Annotated in this window: 14 protein-coding genes; 9 read left to right on the plus strand and 5 right to left on the minus strand. The window is 62.2% G+C overall.

All coding sequences use genetic code 11. The annotated features are described in order from the left end of the window. Window positions 1-14 precede the first annotated feature (14 nt). A complete protein-coding gene (locus tag AWB64_RS15970; RefSeq protein ID WP_060856415.1) occupies window positions 15-863 on the minus strand; it encodes a CerR family C-terminal domain-containing protein in 849 nt (282 codons plus the stop codon). Between the two features lie 98 nt (window positions 864-961). Between AWB64_RS15970 and AWB64_RS15975 the strand changes: the two genes are divergently transcribed. From AWB64_RS15975 to AWB64_RS15985, 3 genes are read left to right on the plus strand one after another with little or no spacing between them, the layout of a single operon-like run. Beyond that, entirely contained in the window at window positions 962-2,101 is a 1,140-nt protein-coding gene (locus AWB64_RS15975) for an HlyD family secretion protein (RefSeq protein ID WP_060856416.1), read from the plus strand. After that, a complete protein-coding gene (locus AWB64_RS15980; RefSeq protein ID WP_060856417.1) occupies window positions 2,094-3,686 on the plus strand; it encodes an MDR family MFS transporter in 1,593 nt (530 codons plus the stop codon). Before AWB64_RS15975 ends, AWB64_RS15980 begins: the two co-directional genes overlap by 8 nt. Window positions 3,687-3,709: 23 nt before the next feature. Continuing rightward, entirely contained in the window at window positions 3,710-5,176 is a 1,467-nt protein-coding gene (locus tag AWB64_RS15985) for an efflux transporter outer membrane subunit (RefSeq protein ID WP_060856546.1), read from the plus strand. A gap of 9 nt (window positions 5,177-5,185) precedes the next feature. Here AWB64_RS15985 and AWB64_RS15990 read toward each other — a convergent pair whose 3' ends face one another. Both AWB64_RS15990 and AWB64_RS15995 read right to left on the minus strand, forming a co-directional pair. Further along, window positions 5,186-5,404, minus strand: a complete 219-nt coding sequence (locus tag AWB64_RS15990; protein WP_060856418.1) for a hypothetical protein — start codon at window positions 5,402-5,404, stop codon at window positions 5,186-5,188. 44 nt (window positions 5,405-5,448) lie between these two features. After that, a complete protein-coding gene (locus tag AWB64_RS15995; protein WP_060856547.1) occupies window positions 5,449-6,414 on the minus strand; it encodes a DMT family transporter in 966 nt (321 codons plus the stop codon). Between the two features lie 459 nt (window positions 6,415-6,873). Between AWB64_RS15995 and AWB64_RS16000 the strand changes: the two genes are divergently transcribed. Continuing rightward, the gene (locus tag AWB64_RS16000) at window positions 6,874-8,418 is read left to right on the plus strand and encodes a methyl-accepting chemotaxis protein (protein WP_060856548.1); all 1,545 of its coding nucleotides are present in this window, start codon (window positions 6,874-6,876) and stop codon (window positions 8,416-8,418) included. 8 nt (window positions 8,419-8,426) lie between these two features. On the opposite strand, the gene AWB64_RS16005 is transcribed toward AWB64_RS16000, so the two are convergent. Continuing rightward, window positions 8,427-9,008: a cyclic nucleotide-binding domain-containing protein gene (locus tag AWB64_RS16005; protein WP_244164082.1), complete on the minus strand. Its 582-nt coding sequence runs from the start codon at window positions 9,006-9,008 to the stop codon at window positions 8,427-8,429. Continuing rightward, window positions 8,992-9,735, minus strand: coding sequence for an SDR family oxidoreductase (locus AWB64_RS16010; protein WP_060856419.1), 744 nt, complete (start codon window positions 9,733-9,735; stop codon window positions 8,992-8,994). The genes AWB64_RS16005 and AWB64_RS16010 overlap by 17 nt, the downstream gene beginning before the upstream one ends. Window positions 9,736-9,859: 124 nt before the next feature. On the opposite strand from AWB64_RS16010, the gene AWB64_RS16015 reads away from it, so the two are divergent. The 5 genes from AWB64_RS16015 (at window position 9,860) to AWB64_RS16035 (ending at window position 16,952) form a co-directional block, all read left to right on the plus strand. Then, the gene (locus tag AWB64_RS16015) at window positions 9,860-10,750 is read left to right on the plus strand and encodes a LysR family transcriptional regulator (protein WP_060856420.1); all 891 of its coding nucleotides are present in this window, start codon (window positions 9,860-9,862) and stop codon (window positions 10,748-10,750) included. Between the two features lie 110 nt (window positions 10,751-10,860). After that, window positions 10,861-12,255 carry a selenium-binding family protein gene (locus AWB64_RS16020; RefSeq protein ID WP_060856421.1) on the plus strand — a complete coding sequence of 465 codons (1,395 nt, stop codon included), beginning with the start codon at window positions 10,861-10,863 and terminating at the stop codon, window positions 12,253-12,255. A 70-nt stretch (window positions 12,256-12,325) separates the two neighbouring features. Continuing rightward, entirely contained in the window at window positions 12,326-12,880 is a 555-nt protein-coding gene (locus AWB64_RS16025) for a hypothetical protein (RefSeq protein ID WP_060856550.1), read from the plus strand. Window positions 12,881-12,946: 66 nt separating this feature from the next. Further along, the gene (speG, locus tag AWB64_RS16030) at window positions 12,947-13,513 is read left to right on the plus strand and encodes a spermidine N1-acetyltransferase (RefSeq protein WP_082850507.1); all 567 of its coding nucleotides are present in this window, start codon (window positions 12,947-12,949) and stop codon (window positions 13,511-13,513) included. Between the two features lie 262 nt (window positions 13,514-13,775). After that, window positions 13,776-16,952, plus strand: coding sequence for an EAL domain-containing protein (locus tag AWB64_RS16035; RefSeq protein WP_060856552.1), 3,177 nt, complete (start codon window positions 13,776-13,778; stop codon window positions 16,950-16,952). The last annotated feature ends 41 nt before the right edge of the window (window positions 16,953-16,993 follow it).

Below are 16,993 nucleotides of genomic sequence, written 5' to 3' on the forward strand. Positions count from 1 at the left end.
TTCGGCAAACCGCCTTATGCTGACTTCCTGGTTTTCCTCGCGGCGCCGGCCGTTGTCAAACGCTTTCTCGCGGCCGGCGCGGCGGGCTTGGGCAGCTTGGCTGCAGACTTGACGGCGGCCCTGGCCGCTACTTTCGAGCTGCTTTTGCTTTCGCTCGCCGCGGTCTCGCGCGCCCATTTTTCAAGCAGCGTACGCGTCTGCTCGCGCACGATTCCCTTCAGGAATTCGCCCTTCTCCACATCGATTTCCTTCCAGCCGAGCAACGCGAGCGTTGTGCGCGGCGCGACGTGGAACATGAGCAGCTGGCCGTGCATGCTGATCATCCGGATCAAGGTGCCGGGGTCATCGGGTTGCGTGCCTGTGATGCGCGCCATCAGCCGAGCACTGACGTCGTTCAGCGGCTGGCGCACGCGGCGCGTCAGGATTTCGGTTGCGATCATTGGCTCATGGCCCACCTGTTCGCGCGCGAAGAACAGCCGGTGATTCGTCGTCCCGCAGCCTTTTGCAAACATCCGGTCGGCAATGGCCTCCTGAATGCGAATGAAAGCATCGATCAGCACTGGCATGGCTCCGCCGCTTTCCAGCACGTGCGTTGCATGCGCTATGACAGGCCCGAAATTGACCACGGCTTCGTCCGCCATATATTCGGCGCACGCGCGATACACACCCTCTTTGTTCTCGAAGTAATACTGCAGCGCCGGTGCATTGACGCCCGCACGCGCCGCGATTTCGCGCGTGGATGCACCGTCGAAACCGTGTTCTCCAAAAGATTCGATCGCCGCCACAATAATCCGCAGGCGTGTTTCGTCTCCACGTACGTACCCGCCCTCTGGCGGACGGCGCAGCCGCTTTGTGTCGTTCATTCCAGCCTCCCAGCGTCCAGGTGCAAAAATATATCACTTGACACATTTTTACCAACTGGAATAATTCTTCCGATTGGAATAAATTGGATCGATAAACGATGTCAACAACAGTTGATTCACCGGGGCAGGATCGCCTGCCGCAAGACACTGCCGCTCCCGCTCCGCGCTCGCGAAGGCGCCTGATCCTGCTCGGCGTCGGGCTCGTGGCCATTGTGGCTGGCGGAATCTGGCTCGCACGCTGGTGGACGGTCGGGCGCTTCATTGAAAGCACGGACGACGCCTATCTCCAGGCCGACAGCGTCACGGTCGCGCCGAAAGTCAGCGGCTATGTGACCGACGTGTACGTGGGCGACAACGCGACCGTCAAGGCGGGCGACCCGCTCGTGCGGCTCGATACGCGCCAGTACCAGGCTTCGCTCGACCAGGCCGAGGCGACGATTGCGGCGCGCACGGCGGATATCCAGAAGGCGCAGGCCGATATCTTGCAGCAGCGGGCGAATATCGATCAGTCCAAGGCACAGGAGCAGGTCGCCCGTTTCAGCGCCCAGCATGCGCGCGATGAAGTCCAGCGTTACGCGCCGCTCACCGCCACGGGCGCGGAGACCAGCGAGCGCCTCGCGCAGCTTGTCAATACCCGCGATCAGGCCAACGCAACGCTCGCGGCCAATGCGGCGGCGGTGAAGTCGGCCGAAACCCAGATCGCTTCCACCACGGCGCAAATCGCCCAGGCGCGCGCCCAACTGGAAGCCGCGCAGGCCAGCGCCAAGCAGGCGCAACTCGACATGCAGGACACCATCGTGCGCAGCGCCTTGCCCGGCAAGGTCGGCGACCGCTCGGTGCGGGTCGGCCAATACGTGCAGCCCGGAACGCGGATGATGAGCGTGGTCCCCATACAGAGCACGTATCTGGTCGCCAACTTCAAAGAAACGCAGGTCGGCCACATGCGTATTGGCCAGCCGGTGACGCTGCACGTGGATGCGCTGTCGGGCACCGACCTGCACGGCGTGGTGGACAGCTTCGCGCCGGGCACGGGCGCGCAGTTCGCGCTGCTGCCGCCGGAAAACGCGACCGGCAACTTCACGAAGATCGTCCAGCGCGTGCCGGTGCGCATTCGTATCAATACCGGTCCGGAAACGCGCAGCGTGCTGCTGCCGGGTTTGTCGGTGACCGCCGACGTCGATACCCGCTCGTCCCGCGAAGGCGACAAGCGCATCGAAGCCGAGAACAATCATGGCTGAGGCGACCAGCACGGCGCCCGCCGCGCCCGCGCCGGAAGCCGAGCGCGCGAGCGCGGCGGACTGGCTCGCCGTTGCCGCCGGTTCGCTGGGCGCGCTGATGGCGACGCTGGATATTTCGATCACGAACTCGGCGCTGCCGCAGATCCAGGGTGAGATCGGCGCGACGGGCACGGAAGGCACGTGGATCTCGACGGGCTACCTCATGTCCGAGATCGTCATGATCCCGCTTGCCGCGTGGCTGACCCGCGTGTTCGGCTTGCGCAATTTCCTGCTCGCCAATGCGACGCTGTTCATCCTGTTTTCCATGATGTGCGGCTGGTCCCACAGCTTGCCGATGATGATCGCCGGGCGCATTGGCCAGGGTTTCGCTGGCGGCGCGATGATCCCGACAGCGCAGACCATCATCCGCACGCGGCTGCCGCGCTCGCAGATGCCCGTTGGCATGACCATGTTCGGCCTGATCGTGCTGCTGGGTCCGTTGCTGGGTCCGGTGCTTGGCGGCTGGCTTGCGGAAAACATTAGCTGGTCATGGTGTTTCTTCATCAACCTGCCCGTGTGCATTGCGCTGATCACGTTGCTGATTGTGGGGCTGCCGTCGGACCGGCCGAACTGGAGCACCTTCCTGAAGGCTGACTGGATCGGCATTGTGGGGCTCACCATTGGCCTGAGTTCGTTGACCGTGGTGCTTGAGGAAGGCCAGCGCGAACGCTGGTTCGAATCCAGCATGATCGTGACGCTGAGTTGCGTGACGCTGGCGGGTTTCCTGCTGATCGCCATCTCGCAGTTTGTCGCGAAAAAACCCATCATGCGGCTGAGCCTGCTGCAGAACCCGCGTTATGCAAGCGTCATCATCATTGTGTTCGCGGTCGGCGCGGGTCTGTATGGCGTGTCGTATCTGCTGCCGCAGTTTCTTGGCATCGTGTCGGGATACAACGCGCAGCAATCGGGCGCGATCATGCTGATATCCGGCGTGCCGGCGTTCCTCATCATGCCGTTCCTCCCGCGCATTCTCGGCAAGCTCGACTTTCGCGTGCTGGTGATCGCGGGGCTCGTGCTGTTCGCGTGGAGCTGCATGCTGGACATCGATTTGACAGCGCAAAGCGTGGGCCACGATTTCTTCTGGTCGCAACTGATTCGCGGCTGCGCGCAGATCCTCGCACTGATGCCGCTGAACCAGGCGTCCATGGCCGCCGTCTCGCGCGAAGACTCAGGCGATGCAGCCGGCCTCTACAACATGGCGCGCAATCTCGGCGGCTCGGTGGGACTGGCGATCATCGGCACGGTCATCGACCGACGCACGACGTTCCATACCGCCATGATCCGCGAGTCGCTGACGGCGAATTCGGTGATCGGCCAGGACCGCGTTGCGTCCAGCGCCGCCAGCTGGTTCGCGCAAACCGGCGACATGGCCTACGCGAAGATGCGCGCGATCGGTCAGATAGCCGCCCAAATCCACATGCAGGCCACGGTGATCACCTATTCGGAGACGTTCTACCTGCTCGGTCTCGCGCTGCTTGCCTGCATACCGCTCGCGCTGTTGCTCAAAACGCCCAGCGGACCCGTGTCGTCCTCCGCCGGCCATTGACGGCTAAAAAAATGATATCGACGATGTTTTCTCGCTCTACGCCTCCTTTCGTTCTCACGCTGCTTGCGGTTGTCGCCACGTCCGTGCTTTCCGCCTGCACTGTCGGTCCCGACTACGCCGGCGCACCGCAAGTCGCGCCGGACGCCGCGCACGCGCCGGGTTTCGTGCGCACGCCAGCAGCCGGCATGGCGAGCACGCGCGCGCCGAGCCAATGGTGGCTCGCGCTCAACGATCCGCAACTGAACGCGCTGATCGACGCCGCGCTCGCCCATAACCCTGACGTGCACGCCGCGCAGGCGCGCTTGCGCGAAGCGCGGGCGCAGTTGCAGCACTCGAAGGCGAACGGCATGCCGACCGCGTCATTCGACGCCGCCGCGCTGCGCACGCGCTCGCCCGACCTCAATTCGTTGTCGGCGTCTCAAGATGGTTCGTCGGGTTCGTCTGGCCGTGGTCCGCTGCAGCTCTATACCGCGGGCTTCGATGCATCGTGGGAAATCGACCTGTTCGGCGGCACGCGGCGCGCGGTCGAAGCGGCGTCGGCGCAAGCGGACGCCGTGGATGCCGATCTCGCCGATACCCAGGTTTCGCTCACCGCCGAAGTTGCGCAGGCGTATATCGATTTGCGCGACGAGCAACATCGGCTGCAACTGGCCCAGCAAAGCGCCGAGCTCGAGCAGCAGATGCTCACGTTGACGCAGCAGCGCCGGGCGGGCGGCACGGCGGCGGACGTCGATGTGGAACGTCTGACCACACAGGTTGAAAACACCCGCGCCACGCTGACGCCGCTCGACCAGCAAGTGACCGAGTCGCTCGACCAGCTAGCGATGCTGACGGGCCAGGCGCCGGGCGCGCTGGATGACGAGTTGTCGGCGCTACGTGAAATGCCGGCGCTGCCCGCTTCAATACCCGTCGGCGATCCGGCTTCAATGCTGCAGCAGCGGCCCGATATTCGCGCCGCCGAACGGCGGCTGGCATCGAGCAATGCGCAGATCGGCGAGCAGACGGCCAGCTTCTTTCCGAAGGTGACCTTGCTCGGCGACCTCGGTTTCAGCGCCGCCGATCCCGGCCATCTCGTGCGCAAGAACAGCTTCTCCTGGCTTGGCGTGCCGTATCTGCAATGGAACATCCTCGACTTCGGACGCACGTTGTCGAACGTTCACAGCGCGGAGGCTTCGCGTGATGAAGCCGACGCCAAGTACACGAAAGCCGTGCTCGGCGCGTTGCAGGACGCCAATACGTCGTTGTCGCGATACGGGCATCAGCGTGAACATCTGGTTACGCTGCAGAACGTGCAGGCATCGGCGGACAGGTCGGCTACGCTCACGCGCCAGCGGTATCGCGCGGGGGCGTCGAGTCTTATCGACTTGCTCGATACGCAGCGCACCCAGTTCAGCGCCCAGCAGAACGTGGTCGCGGGGCAAGCGGAATTGCTGAAGGATTTCGTCTCGCTGCAAAAAAGTCTTGGACTCGGCTGGCGCTTGAACGGCTGACGGACCGCCTCAGGTTCTATACACGCCGCCATTGGCCGATGTCTTTCGTTGCGCGCGCTCCGTCAACATGTCATTGCGAGTGGACGCGCCCGGCAACTGACGGCGCATGAAGATATCTGTACGATCCTCATCCGTTGATACGGGCGCGGTAAGCGCCCGTATCACCACGACGCAGACGAATGCCAGGATCACGATCACTGCGGGAATCTCATACCAGATCGGGTTCATATAATCACCTCCTCCGAGTAGTGTGAAAAGTACTGCTGCGATGCTCAGGTTTTATCGCGAAGCGTGATGACTTCCGCGGGTTTCGCACTCGCGACGCCTCGGGCGCGAATGAAGGGCAAGGTCTTTACAACACCTGTGGCGAGCGCCGTGCCCGCCAGGATGATCAGGCACGCGCCCACCATTCCCGCCGATACCCGCTCGCCAAGAAACATGGCGCCCCAGAGAATGCCGAAGACCGGGATCACGAACGTCACGGTGATCGTGCGCGCCGGGCCGACCACAGAAATCAGGTGGAAGAACACCATATAGGCGACGCCCGTGCACGCAACGCCGAGCGCGATCACCGATCCCCACGCGAGCGTGGAAACCGGCGCGGCAGGCCACCAGAAAATTGCGAAGGGCAACAGTACGATGCTCGCGCCTGTCATGGTTCCGGCTGCCACCGTCAGTGAATCGACGCCGGTAAGACGCCGCTTCGTATAGCTCGCCGCCATGCCATAGAGCAGTGTCGCGCCCAATGCGGCGGCAGCGGCAAGGGCAGTTGTCGAAGCCGATACGCCCGCGTTTGCCGGCGTTGCGATCTGATTCCAGACCAGCGCGAGCACGCCCGCAAAACCTATTGCAAGGCCCGCGACGCGCAGCGTGCTCAAGCGATCCTTCAGCCACAGGAACGCAACAATCGCGCCCCAAAGCGGCGTGGTCGCGTTGATCACCGACGTCACGCCCGCCGACAGCGTAAGCTCCGCGAACGCGAACAGGCAGAACGGCGCGGCGGAGTTCAGGATGCCCACCACCAGCAGCGAACCCGCATGCTTGCGCACGGTGTTCAAGGCTTCGCGCGCGGGCCGGCGTGTGAAGAGCAGCGCGAGCAGGAACAACGCGCCAATGCCTACGCGCAACGCCATCAGCGGCGCGACGCCAAGGTCTGTCACGCCCACGCGGATAAAGAGAAACGATCCGCCCCAAAGGGCCGCGAGAATGAGCAGTTGAACGATGTTGGTCGGGTTCATGGCGAGGGCCGTCGCGTAAGTTGAGCCGGAAGGCGGAGCCATCATAACGATGCCCGGAAGCACGATGTTTCACGCTGAAGCGAAATGTCACCGGCCGGCGTCAGGCGGCGAGTCTGCGAATCAAGCTGACATCGTAGGCGCGCGCGTGATGGGCTTCAAACGAGCAATTCTCACCGGTATGTGAGAAAAATTGCTATCGCTTCTTGCGGTCTCATTCGTGTTGCTGCCATGTCGTTCGCGAGAGCATCTCCGGTTATCGGCACGAGCGTGCAAATCTGAAGGCGCACATATCCCGATGTCCCCAATGCGCGCGATCCGCAAGAATCGCGCTACGGGCCGTAGTGCGGCTCAAGCAGAAGCGATCAAACCAGCGCCTCCTGTTTATTCAAGAAAACTAAACGATATCCGAGGAAACCAAGCGCGCGGCGCTTCTCGCCGATGCCCCGCGCGTTCATCGCCATGTTCAATAACTTCACGATTCGTCGCGGTCTTACGATCACCATCGCCGGATACACGCTTGCGCTGGTCGCCGTACTGCTCGCCGCCGCGCTTTGCCTGCGCCAGAGCAACCAGTCGCTCGAACAGATGGTCGCCACCGATACCGCCGCGATCACGCACCTCAAGACGAGTTCGCAGCGGCTCCTGCAGGTGCGGCTTGCGCTTGGCAGCTACGAGACGCTGTTCATGCTTGGCAAGGCCGGCGACGACTTGCTGCCGAACGCGCGCAAGACGCTCAAGATCAGCGACGCCGAGTTCGACGCCTATCTCGCGAAGCCGCGCGATACGCAGGAAGAGCCGCTCGCGCAAGCCGCCAGGACCGCGCGCGCGGCGTTGATTGCGAAGGCGCTGAATCTGGAATTCGATGCCCTCGCGCAAAACGACTTCACCACGTTCCGCACGCTGCAGGTCCAGACGGCGGATGGTTTATATGCAACCTACGACCGCGCGATGTCCGCGCTCGAAGCGTTTCAGATCGCGCGTCAGCAAGCGCGCTTTGCACAGGCGCAAGAGCAGTTTCACGCCATGGCGACCGGCGCCGTAGTGGTCGCGGCGCTTGCGCTGGTACTCGGGTTTATCGCGCGGCGTGCGCTGAGCGCGGCCGTGATGAAGCCGATTGAATCCGCGATTCACCACTTCGAGCAAATCGCGGCGGGGGATTTGACGGCGACTATCGATGCATCGCGCAACAACGAAATGGGCCGTCTGTTCGCGGCACTCAAACGCATGCAGCAAGGGCTTGTCGGGACCGTCACGCAGGTGCGCGGCGGCACCGGCGCGATCTCTCACGGCGCGCGGGAAATCGCGGCGGGCAACATCGACTTGTCGCAGCGCACTGAAGAACAGGCCGCTTCGTTGCAGCAGACGGCGTCGAGCATGGAGCAATTGACGGCAACCGTGAGGCAGAACGCCGACAATGCGCGGCAAGCGAGCGAGCTGGCGGTAGATGCATCGACCACGGCGGTGCGCGGCGGCACGGTGGTCGGCAAGTTCGTTCACACCATGGACGATATCGCGACGAGTTCGACGCGGATTGCGGACATCATCGGCGTGATTGAAGGGATCGCGTTCCAGACGAATATCCTGGCGCTGAATGCGGCGGTGGAAGCGGCGCGCGCGGGCGAGGAAGGACGTGGTTTCGCCGTGGTGGCCGGCGAAGTCCGCAGTCTCGCGCAACGCAGCGCGGCGGCGGCAAAGGAGATCAAGGAACTGATCAATGCATCGGCGGACAAGGTTCAGACGGGCAACGCGCTCGCGGGTCAGGCCGGGCAGACAATGGGCGAAGTCGTCGCGGCGGTGAAGCGCGTGTCGGACATCATTGGCGAGATCAGCGCGGCTTCGTCGGAGCAGACGGGCGGGATCGAGCTGATCAATCGCGCCGTCGCGCAAATGGATGAAGTCACGCAGCAGAACGCCGCGCTGGTGGAAGAAGCGGCGGCAGCGGCGGCTTCGCTCGAGCAACAGGCCGGGAAGCTGGATGTGGCGGTGGCGGTGTTTCGGGTTTGAATCTTTGCTTATGGACCTATCACCCTCCCCGCAAACATCGCCCCGTAATACTCGCGCCCCTGGCTCAGATGCGCGCTGAACGCGAACCCGCGCGCCAGCATCTCGTTCATGTCGGCGCGAGTAATCTTCATCACGTAACTGTGCTCGGTGGTCATCAGCCGGCAACTTCCCTGCGTTTCCGACGCACTGAACCATTTTCCCGCGTCCGCATGTCCCGCCGGATAAGCGCGGCCGTCGCGTTCGACTTGCCATCGGCCGTCGAGCAGGATCCAGTACGCGTCGTCTTTCGGCGTTGACGCGCACTCCGCCACGACCGTCCCCGCCTGCGCTTCCCATTCACGCGAATGGTCGATGGTCCAGCGCAACTGCTCGTGGTTCAACCCCGTAAAAAACGGAGTCTTCCTGAGCAGATACAAGTACGTCGTCGATGCCTTCATGGCCGTCCTGTCTCCCTCGCCAGCGAAATGCTGCTGACCGCATGCAACGGTCAACAGCAACAGAAGGCAAACCCGGGCGCGGCGAACCAGACGCCCGGCGTCCACATGTGATCTCCCGAGCGACATGCGGATGCCGTCAGGCGAGACCGCCATTGCCGCGCAGAACCTGTCCGTTGACCCAGCCCGAATCCGTGCCCGCCAGGAACGAGACAATCGATGCAATATCTTCTGGTTGACCAAGGCGTTGCAGCGGCGGCATGTTGGCGAAGGTCTTGATCTGTTCTTCGGTCTTGCCATCGAGAAAAAGCGAGGTCGCGATCGGACCCGGCGCGACTGCATTCACACGAATGCCGCGGCCGCGCAACTCCTTCGCGAACACATGCGTGAAGGCTTCTACCGCAGCTTTCGTCGCGTTATAGATGGCGTAGCCGGGCATGTTCAGCGCGAGCGTGGTGCTGGAAAAATTCACGATGCGCCCGCCGTCGTTCATGCGCGCCGCCGCTTCGCGCAGCGTGTTGAACGTGCCGCGAACGTTGATGCCGAAGGTCTGGTCGTAAAGCGCGTCGGAGGTTTCGGCGAGCGGCACGGTCTTGAGCACGCCGGCGTTGTTCACCAGCACGTCGATCTTGCCAAGCTGCTGCTCCGTGGCGTCGAACAGGGCGCGGACATCGGCCGCGTTCGATACATCCGCCTTGATCGCCACGGCTTTCGTGCCTTTTGCCGCCAGTTCCGCAACGAGCGCGTCGGCTTCTTTCGAGCTCGATGCATAGTTGATGGCGACGGCAAAACCATCATCCGCGAGACGCCGCGCCACTTCAGCGCCGATACCGCGCGATGCGCCCGTGACAATGGCAACCTGGTTGTTCTTGCCTGCATTCATGATCTGCTCCTTGACGGTGTGTGATAGGCGTAATGAAGTATCGATCATTCGCGTTCGCGGATAATTAGCCGGATTTCGGTAATATCGTTCCATTCACTTCAACAATAAAACGAGCGCCCAAACCATGGACCGGTTTCAGGAAATGCAGGTGTTTGTCCGTATCGCCGAGCGCAACAGCTTCACGCAAGCCGCCGACGACTTGCTGATCCCGCGCGCCACCGTGACGAACCTGCTCAAGCGCATGGAGGAGCGCCTCGGCACGCGGCTGCTCGAACGCACCACGCGCACCGTGCGCCTCACGCACGACGGCGAGGCGTTCTACCGGCGCTGCGTGCGCCTGATTGCCGACCTGGAGGAAGCCGAAGGCTCGTTTCGCAACGTCGCGCCGAAGGGCCTCTTGCGCGTGAACGTGCAAGGAACGCTCGCCAAACATTTCGTGGTGCCGGCGCTGCCTGGGTTTATCGCGCAATTTCCGGAGATCGAATTGCAGATCGGCGAGGACGACCGGCTGGTCGACCTGGTGCGCGAGGGAATCGATTGCGTACTGCGTGCAGGCACGCTGCAGGATTCATCAATGGTCGGACGCCGCGTCGCGCTGATGGAGCAAGTGACGGTCGCGAGCCCCGCCTATCTCACGCAGTACGGCGTGCCCGGGACGCTCGAAAGTTTGAGCGCGCATCGCGCGGTGAACTATATTTCGAGAGGATCGGGGCGGATTTATCCGCTGGAATTCACCGTCGATGACCGCGTGGTCGAGATGCGCCTGCCTGCGGCGGTGTCGGTGACCGGCGCGGATTTGTATACGGGCGCGGCAATGGCGGGACTGGGGATGGTTCAGGTGCCGCGGTATCGGGTGAAAGAAGAATTGTCGGAGGGAAAGCTCGAGATCGTGCTCGCCGAGTTTGCGCCGCCGCCCATGCCGGTTAGCGTGCTTTATCCGCAGAACCGGCAGTTGTCGTCGCGCGTGCGGGTTTTTGCCCAATGGCTCAGGGAGATATTCGAAGCGGCTTTTTGAACCGGCATGACGCCGCTCGCCTGCCCCGAAAACGGGCGTATATTTGGTTCCCTGAGTTGATCCCCCGAGTCTGCGGATAAACACGGCGTAGCGATTCCTGGAGAAATACCATGGCGAACTGGACACCGGATCCGAGCTTCTACCCTTCCCCGCGCATGGCGATGAAAGCCCCGCCCGAGACGCTCGCCTATGTCGCCAGTTTCGATCCCACGCGACAGGTTCCGGACGCCATCGCGGTAATCGACGTGGACCCCGCATCCTCCACGTATTCGCAGTTGCTCAACAACGTCGCCATGCCCAATGCGGGCGACGAGTTACATCATTTCGGCTGGAATGCATGCAGTTCGTGCCTGTGCCCGAACGCGCCCCATGCACACGCCGAGCGCCGTTATCTCGTGGTGCCGGGCTTGCGGTCATCGAGAATCCATATCCTCGACACCAAAGCGGACCCGCGCAATCCAAAAATCGTGCGCGTGCTGGAACCGGCCGAAGTCGCCGAGAAAGCGGGTTATACGCGCCCGCATACGGTCCATTGCGGACCTGAAGGAATTTATGTCGCGGCGCTCGGCAATGCGCATGGCGAAGCGCCGGGCGGCATCTTCCTGATGGATCACGAAACCTTCGACATACGCGGCCAATGGGAAATCGATCGCGGGCCGCAACAGCTCGCTTACGACGCATGGTGGCATCTCGGACACGACACGCTCGTCACGAGCGAATGGGGCCTGCCCGCCACGTTTGAAAACGGTCTCGTGCCTGAAATCTTGCTGGGCGGCAAGTATGGCCACAAGCTGCATTTCTGGGATCTGCATACGCGCAAGCACAAGCAGGAAATCGATTTCGGCGAGGAGAACCAGCTCGTGTTCGAACTGCGTCCAGCGCACGATCCGACCCGGGCATACGGCTTCGTCAATTCGGTGATCAGCCTGAAGGATCTGTCGTCGTCAATCTGGACGTGGTATCGAGACGGGGACAAGTGGGCGGTGAAAAAGATCATCGAGATTCCCGCCGAGCCCGCCGACGCCGATCTGCTGCCGCCCATGCTCAAAGGCTTCGGCGCGGTGCCGCCGCTGGTGACGGATATCGACCTGTCGATGGACGATCGTTTTCTCTACGTGGCCTGCTGGGGTACGGGCGACCTGCGCCAATACGATGTATCCGATCCGTTCGCGCCCAGGCTCACGGGAACGGTGCGAATAGGCGGCATTGTCTCGCGCGAATCGCATCCGAAAGCAGATGGCCGCGCGCTCAACGGCGGCCCGCAAATGGTCGAAGTGAGCCGCGACGGACGGCGCGTGTATTTCACCAATTCGCTGTATGGCGTGATCGATGAGCAGTTTTATCCCGAAGGCCTGAAGGGCTGGATGGTCAAGCTCGACGCGGCGCCCGATGGCGGTATCGAATTCGATCCGCGCTTTCTGGTGGAGTGGCCGGCGACACATCGGCCGCATCAGGTGAGGCTAGAGGGCGGGGATTGTTCGTCGGACTCCTACTGCTACCCCTGAGCGCCCGGACGTGGCCTGGGAATGGGTCGCCATCGCCGGGCTTGGGATTTTCCACGGCATCAATCCAGCCATGGGATGGCTGTTCGCGGTGGCGCTCGGACTGCACAGGCGTAGCCGGCGCGCGGTGCTGTGGGCAGTTGCGCCCATGGCGCTCGGGCATGCGCTGTCGATTGCGGTCGTGGCGGGTCTGGTGCTCGCCACGGGCTTCGTCTTCAACGGTCATGCGATCCGCATTGTCAGCGGTGGGCTGCTGATTGCGTGGGCCGCCTATCATCTTCGATACGGCCACCGGCACCGCGTGCGTGTCGGCATGACCACGGAGTTCGCCGGGCTCGTTCTATGGTCGTTCCTGATGGCGACCGCGCACGGCGCGGGATTGATGCTGGTTCCCGTCCTGATTCCGCTATGCGGCGCAATGCCGGCTCATTCCTCCGGACCATTGCTCGTTTCACTTGCCGCGGTCGGCCTGCATACGCTGGCCACGTTGCTCGTGACCGGCGCGATAGCGCTGCTTGTGTATGACTGGCTCGGCGTGGGCGTGTTGCGACGGGGCTGGATCAACTTCGACTCGCTCTGGACGGCGGGACTGGCCGGCACGGGCCTGTTGCTGATCGCGACCGCGTGATAAGGCATTGGACGGGTGGGTTATATTCACCGTGCTTTTGAAGACCCACTGTTCAAGGAGTGCATCATGATTATCGAAGAAAACAATCAGCTCATGCTGCGGCCGCTCGAGCGCACCGACCTTCACTTCGTACACGGACTGAACAACAACGCCAAGATCATGCGCTACTGGTTTGAGGAGCCTTACGAAACCTTCTCGGAACTCTCGCAGCTTTATGATCGTCACGTGCATGACCTGCGCGAACGCCGCTTTGTTGCCGTCGATAAGACCGGCGAACCCATCGGCCTCGCCGAATTGATCGAACTCGACTACATCCACAGGCGCGGTGAATTTCAGATCATCATTGCACCCAGCGCGCAAGGCCAGGGATATGCAACAAGCGCCACGCTGCTCGCAACCGACTACGCCTTTTCCGTGCTCAACATGCGCAAACTGTATCTGATCATGGATGTTTCGAATACGGCCGCCATTCATGTCTATGAGAAATGCGGGTTCAGGCGGGAGGCGGAACTGATCGAGGAATTTTTTGGCAACGGCAAGTATCACAACGCTTACCGGATGTGCATTTTCCAGCACGAGTTTCTCAAGCAGGGAGAGCCTGAAAAGCAGGCTGAAACACTGGCCGGGAAATAAACTGGGAATCAAGCCGCAATAGCGTTTAAGCAACGCGCGACGCACCATCGCAAAGAATTTGTGCACCGCGAAAGTGAATTTTAAGCAAACGCTAAAGTAACTGCTTCAAAGGCCGATATCGCCTTTAACAGGCGTGGCATTATCACGTCCAGACGCGCTTCTGTTCGAGCTGTCGTCTAGCGGCAACCAGGCCTTCAACGTCTGTTGATCATGGCGCGTTGCCTCACGTTGCATGATCCATGATCCGACACGGCTGCACACCATGAAGCGGAACCTGTTCTTCCGGATGCTGGCTCGCCTGCGAGTCGGCCGAAAACTCCTGCTTATCTACCTGCTCGACTTGAGCGCGGTGGTTTTCATCAGCGGCATCCTGATTCACGAGAAGTACATCGCCATCGATTTCTCCGACAAGGAGATCGTCGGCAATGCCTACCTTCATGTCGTGCGCGACGCGCTGATCGATGTCACCCTGATCGGCGCGGGCAAGCACGTGCCGCCGGCCACGCTGCAACAGGACGCCGAACGTCTCGCGGCCGCCGAGCAGCAATACGGCGCGAACATGCAGAGCGCCGCGCTCAACGACCACGTGCGCGACACGCTGAAAGCGCTTGCCGGAGAGGCTCGGCCCACGTCCGTAGCCGTCACCGATGCCCTCACCGCCTGCCGCGAACTCATTACCCGCGTGGGCAACCAGTCGAACCTCATTCTGGACCCCGACCTCGACAGCTATTACGCGATGTCGCTCTCGGTACTGCGTTATCCCGCGCTGCTCGAATCCATCAATGGCATTGGCGTGCAGTTGCGCGACACGCCCGCAACGCCGCTGAAAGCCGAGCAGATGCGCACGCGCTATCTCGTGCTCGAAGGCCAGCTCGACGCCGTGCTGCAAGGACTCAAATCGGATTTCGCCGAAGCAACCGCCGCCAACCATGGACTGAAAGTATTGCTCGCGCCTTCGGCCGGCAAGATGCTGGAAGCGATCGAGGCCTATCGCGAAGTCGCGCGTGCAACCGTGGACCTTGGGGCATCCGTTGACCCGGCGCTCCTGAAGACCGCTGACGAGGCGCAGCAGGCCGTGGTGGAGAGCGCGCGCGACTCGTGGCGCGAGACAGGCGCGGAACTCACCAGCCTCTTGCGCGCCCGTGTAAGCGGCCTGTTTTCGCGCATGTGGCTGCATCTGGGCACCGCGCTGTTTCTCCTGTGCGGCATTCTGGTGATGGTCTTTTTCGTCGCGCAACAGATCTCGCGGCCGCTGCGCCAGCTCGCACGCGTCATGGACACCGTTCGCCGCACTGGCGACCACTCGTTGCGCGCAAGCTGGCCCAGTCAGGATGAAATCGGCCAACTCGTGATCGGTTTCAACGAGATGCTCGAACAACTCGATCACGAACGCGACATACAAAAGGAACTGGCCGCGACCGCGCGTGCGTCGGAAGCGCAGCACGCACTGGTCGAAGCCACGCCGGTGCCCATGGTCGTGACCGCGATTCCCGGCCATGAAATTCTTCACGCCAACAAGCCCGCGCTTTTCTGGCTGAATCACGGGGGCACCGACCCGTGGGCGCGCGGACTGGATTCCGCAGTACGCGCGCGCTTTTTCCAGCAATTGTCCGATCGCGGCGCTGTCGACCAGTTCGAAGTCCGCTGGCGCGCAACCGATGAACCTACATGGGCCATGCTGTCGGCGCGCCGGCTGGTCTTTCAGGGACAGGACGCGGTCCTCACGGCCTTCACGCCGATCGACCAGATCAAGCTCATGGAGCAGCGCCTGGAGCTGTGGGCGAAGGTATTCGAGGCGTCGTCGGAAGCCATTCTTATCCTCGACGCCGACTACCGGCTGCTCACGGCGAATCCCTCGTTTTATCGCGCGACAGGCTACGGCGCCGACGATGTACTGCGCAAACAGCCCGATTTCATTTCAATTGGCCTGGCAAGCGTGAATGAAGTATCGAGCGTCGCCGCGGCGGTCGGCCGCGCAAGCAACTGGCATGGCGAGGCGCAGGTCCGCCGCCCGCATGGCGGTGAATATCCGGCGTGGCTGATCGTGAGCGCCGTGCGCGACAAACGCGGCAACGTCTCGCATTACATCTGCACGCTGATCGACGTCACCGAGCGCAAGCGCAGCGAAGCACGCATCCAGTTCCTCGCCGAACACGACGTGCTCACCGAACTGCCGAACCGCGCGCTTTTCTCAAAGCGGCTCGATAACGAACTGCACAAGTCCGAGCGCAGCGGCGATTGCGCGGCGGTGCTGTTTATCGATCTTGACCGCTTCAAGAACATCAACGATTCGCTCGGCCATCATGTTGGCGACGGCTTGCTGCGCTCCGTGTCACGCCGGCTGCTGGCCGCGGTCCGCGCCGGCGACATAGTCAGCCGGCTGGGCGGCGACGAGTTCACCGTTGCGCTCAGCGGCGTATGCAGCACGGCGGAAGCAGCGCAGATCATCGACGAAAGGCTCATTCCGCTTTTGCGCGAGCCCCATCAGATCGGCGGACTGACGCTGCAGGTGTCGAGCAGTATCGGCGTGGCGATGTACCCCGCCGATGGACACGACATCAGCACGCTCATGCAGAACGCCGACGCCGCCATGTATCAAGCCAAGGCCGACGGCCGCAATCTCGTGCGGTTCTTCTCGCCCGACATGGCGGAGCGCACGCGGCTGCGCCTGTCGATCGAGACGTGCCTGCGCTCGGCTATCGAGCTTCATGAATTGCGGCTCGCGTTCCAGCCGTGTCTCGACGCGCAGACCGGCGCGCTTGCAGGTGTAGAAGGATTGCTGCGATGGACCAGTCCCGAGCTTGGACTGGTTGAGCCGGCGCAGTTCATTCACATTGCCGAGGAAACGGGATTGATCATCCCCATTGGCGCGTGGGTGATTGGCGAAGCGTGCCGCCAGATCGCGCAATGGCGCGACGAAGAATCGATGAACGTGAAAGTGTCGATCAATCTCTCGGCCATCCAGTTACGCGATACCAACGTGGTCGAAATCGTGCGTCACGCGCTCGCTGCGCACCGCGTGGACCCCGGGCTGCTCGAACTGGAGATCACGGAAACGGTGCTGATGGACAGCGCTGAAAACTATCTCGACGCCATTACCGGGCTCCGCGCGCTGGGCGTAAAACTCTCGCTCGACGACTTCGGCACGGGCTATTCGAGCCTGAGCTATCTGAATCGTTTCCCGCTTGACCGGATCAAGATAGATCGTGCGTTCGTGCATGACATGCTCGATACCGCTGGCGACCTCGCGGTGATCAAATCGATCATAGAACTGGGTCATGAGCTTGGATTGAAGGTCGTGGCGGAAGGTGTGGAGACCGAACGCGAGGCGCAGATCCTGCGCGGCATAGGCTGCGACGAACTCCAGGGATTCCTGTTTGCGCAACCCATGGCGCCGTCGCTCCTTTCGTCATGGGCCAACGAACAGGCGCTTGCCTGACGCATCCTTCTGCGCTTGACGATTTTAAAAAGGCGCTACGT

It is taken from the genome of Caballeronia sordidicola (genome assembly GCF_001544455.2).
GTDB lineage: Bacteria > Pseudomonadota > Gammaproteobacteria > Burkholderiales > Burkholderiaceae > Caballeronia > Caballeronia sordidicola.

Bases quoted from the DNA above. Each gene is read 5' to 3' on its own strand.
- AWB64_RS15970 (WP_060856415.1), bottom strand. From the start codon at position 863: ATGAACGACACAAAGCGGCTGCGCCGTCCGCCAGAGGGCGGGTACGTA.
- AWB64_RS15975 (WP_060856416.1), top strand. From the start codon at position 962: ATGTCAACAACAGTTGATTCACCGGGGCAGGATCGCCTGCCGCAAGAC.
- AWB64_RS15980 (WP_060856417.1), top strand. From the start codon at position 2,094: ATGGCTGAGGCGACCAGCACGGCGCCCGCCGCGCCCGCGCCGGAAGCC.
- AWB64_RS15985 (WP_060856546.1), top strand. From the start codon at position 3,710: ATGTTTTCTCGCTCTACGCCTCCTTTCGTTCTCACGCTGCTTGCGGTT.
- AWB64_RS15990 (WP_060856418.1), bottom strand. From the start codon at position 5,404: ATGAACCCGATCTGGTATGAGATTCCCGCAGTGATCGTGATCCTGGCA.
- AWB64_RS15995 (WP_060856547.1), bottom strand. From the start codon at position 6,414: ATGAACCCGACCAACATCGTTCAACTGCTCATTCTCGCGGCCCTTTGG.
- AWB64_RS16000 (WP_060856548.1), top strand. From the start codon at position 6,874: ATGTTCAATAACTTCACGATTCGTCGCGGTCTTACGATCACCATCGCC.
- AWB64_RS16005 (WP_244164082.1), bottom strand. From the start codon at position 9,008: ATGGCGGTCTCGCCTGACGGCATCCGCATGTCGCTCGGGAGATCACAT.
- AWB64_RS16010 (WP_060856419.1), bottom strand. From the start codon at position 9,735: ATGAATGCAGGCAAGAACAACCAGGTTGCCATTGTCACGGGCGCATCG.
- AWB64_RS16015 (WP_060856420.1), top strand. From the start codon at position 9,860: ATGGACCGGTTTCAGGAAATGCAGGTGTTTGTCCGTATCGCCGAGCGC.
- AWB64_RS16020 (WP_060856421.1), top strand. From the start codon at position 10,861: ATGGCGAACTGGACACCGGATCCGAGCTTCTACCCTTCCCCGCGCATG.
- AWB64_RS16025 (WP_060856550.1), top strand. From the start codon at position 12,326: ATGGGATGGCTGTTCGCGGTGGCGCTCGGACTGCACAGGCGTAGCCGG.
- speG (WP_082850507.1), top strand. From the start codon at position 12,947: ATGATTATCGAAGAAAACAATCAGCTCATGCTGCGGCCGCTCGAGCGC.
- AWB64_RS16035 (WP_060856552.1), top strand. From the start codon at position 13,776: ATGAAGCGGAACCTGTTCTTCCGGATGCTGGCTCGCCTGCGAGTCGGC.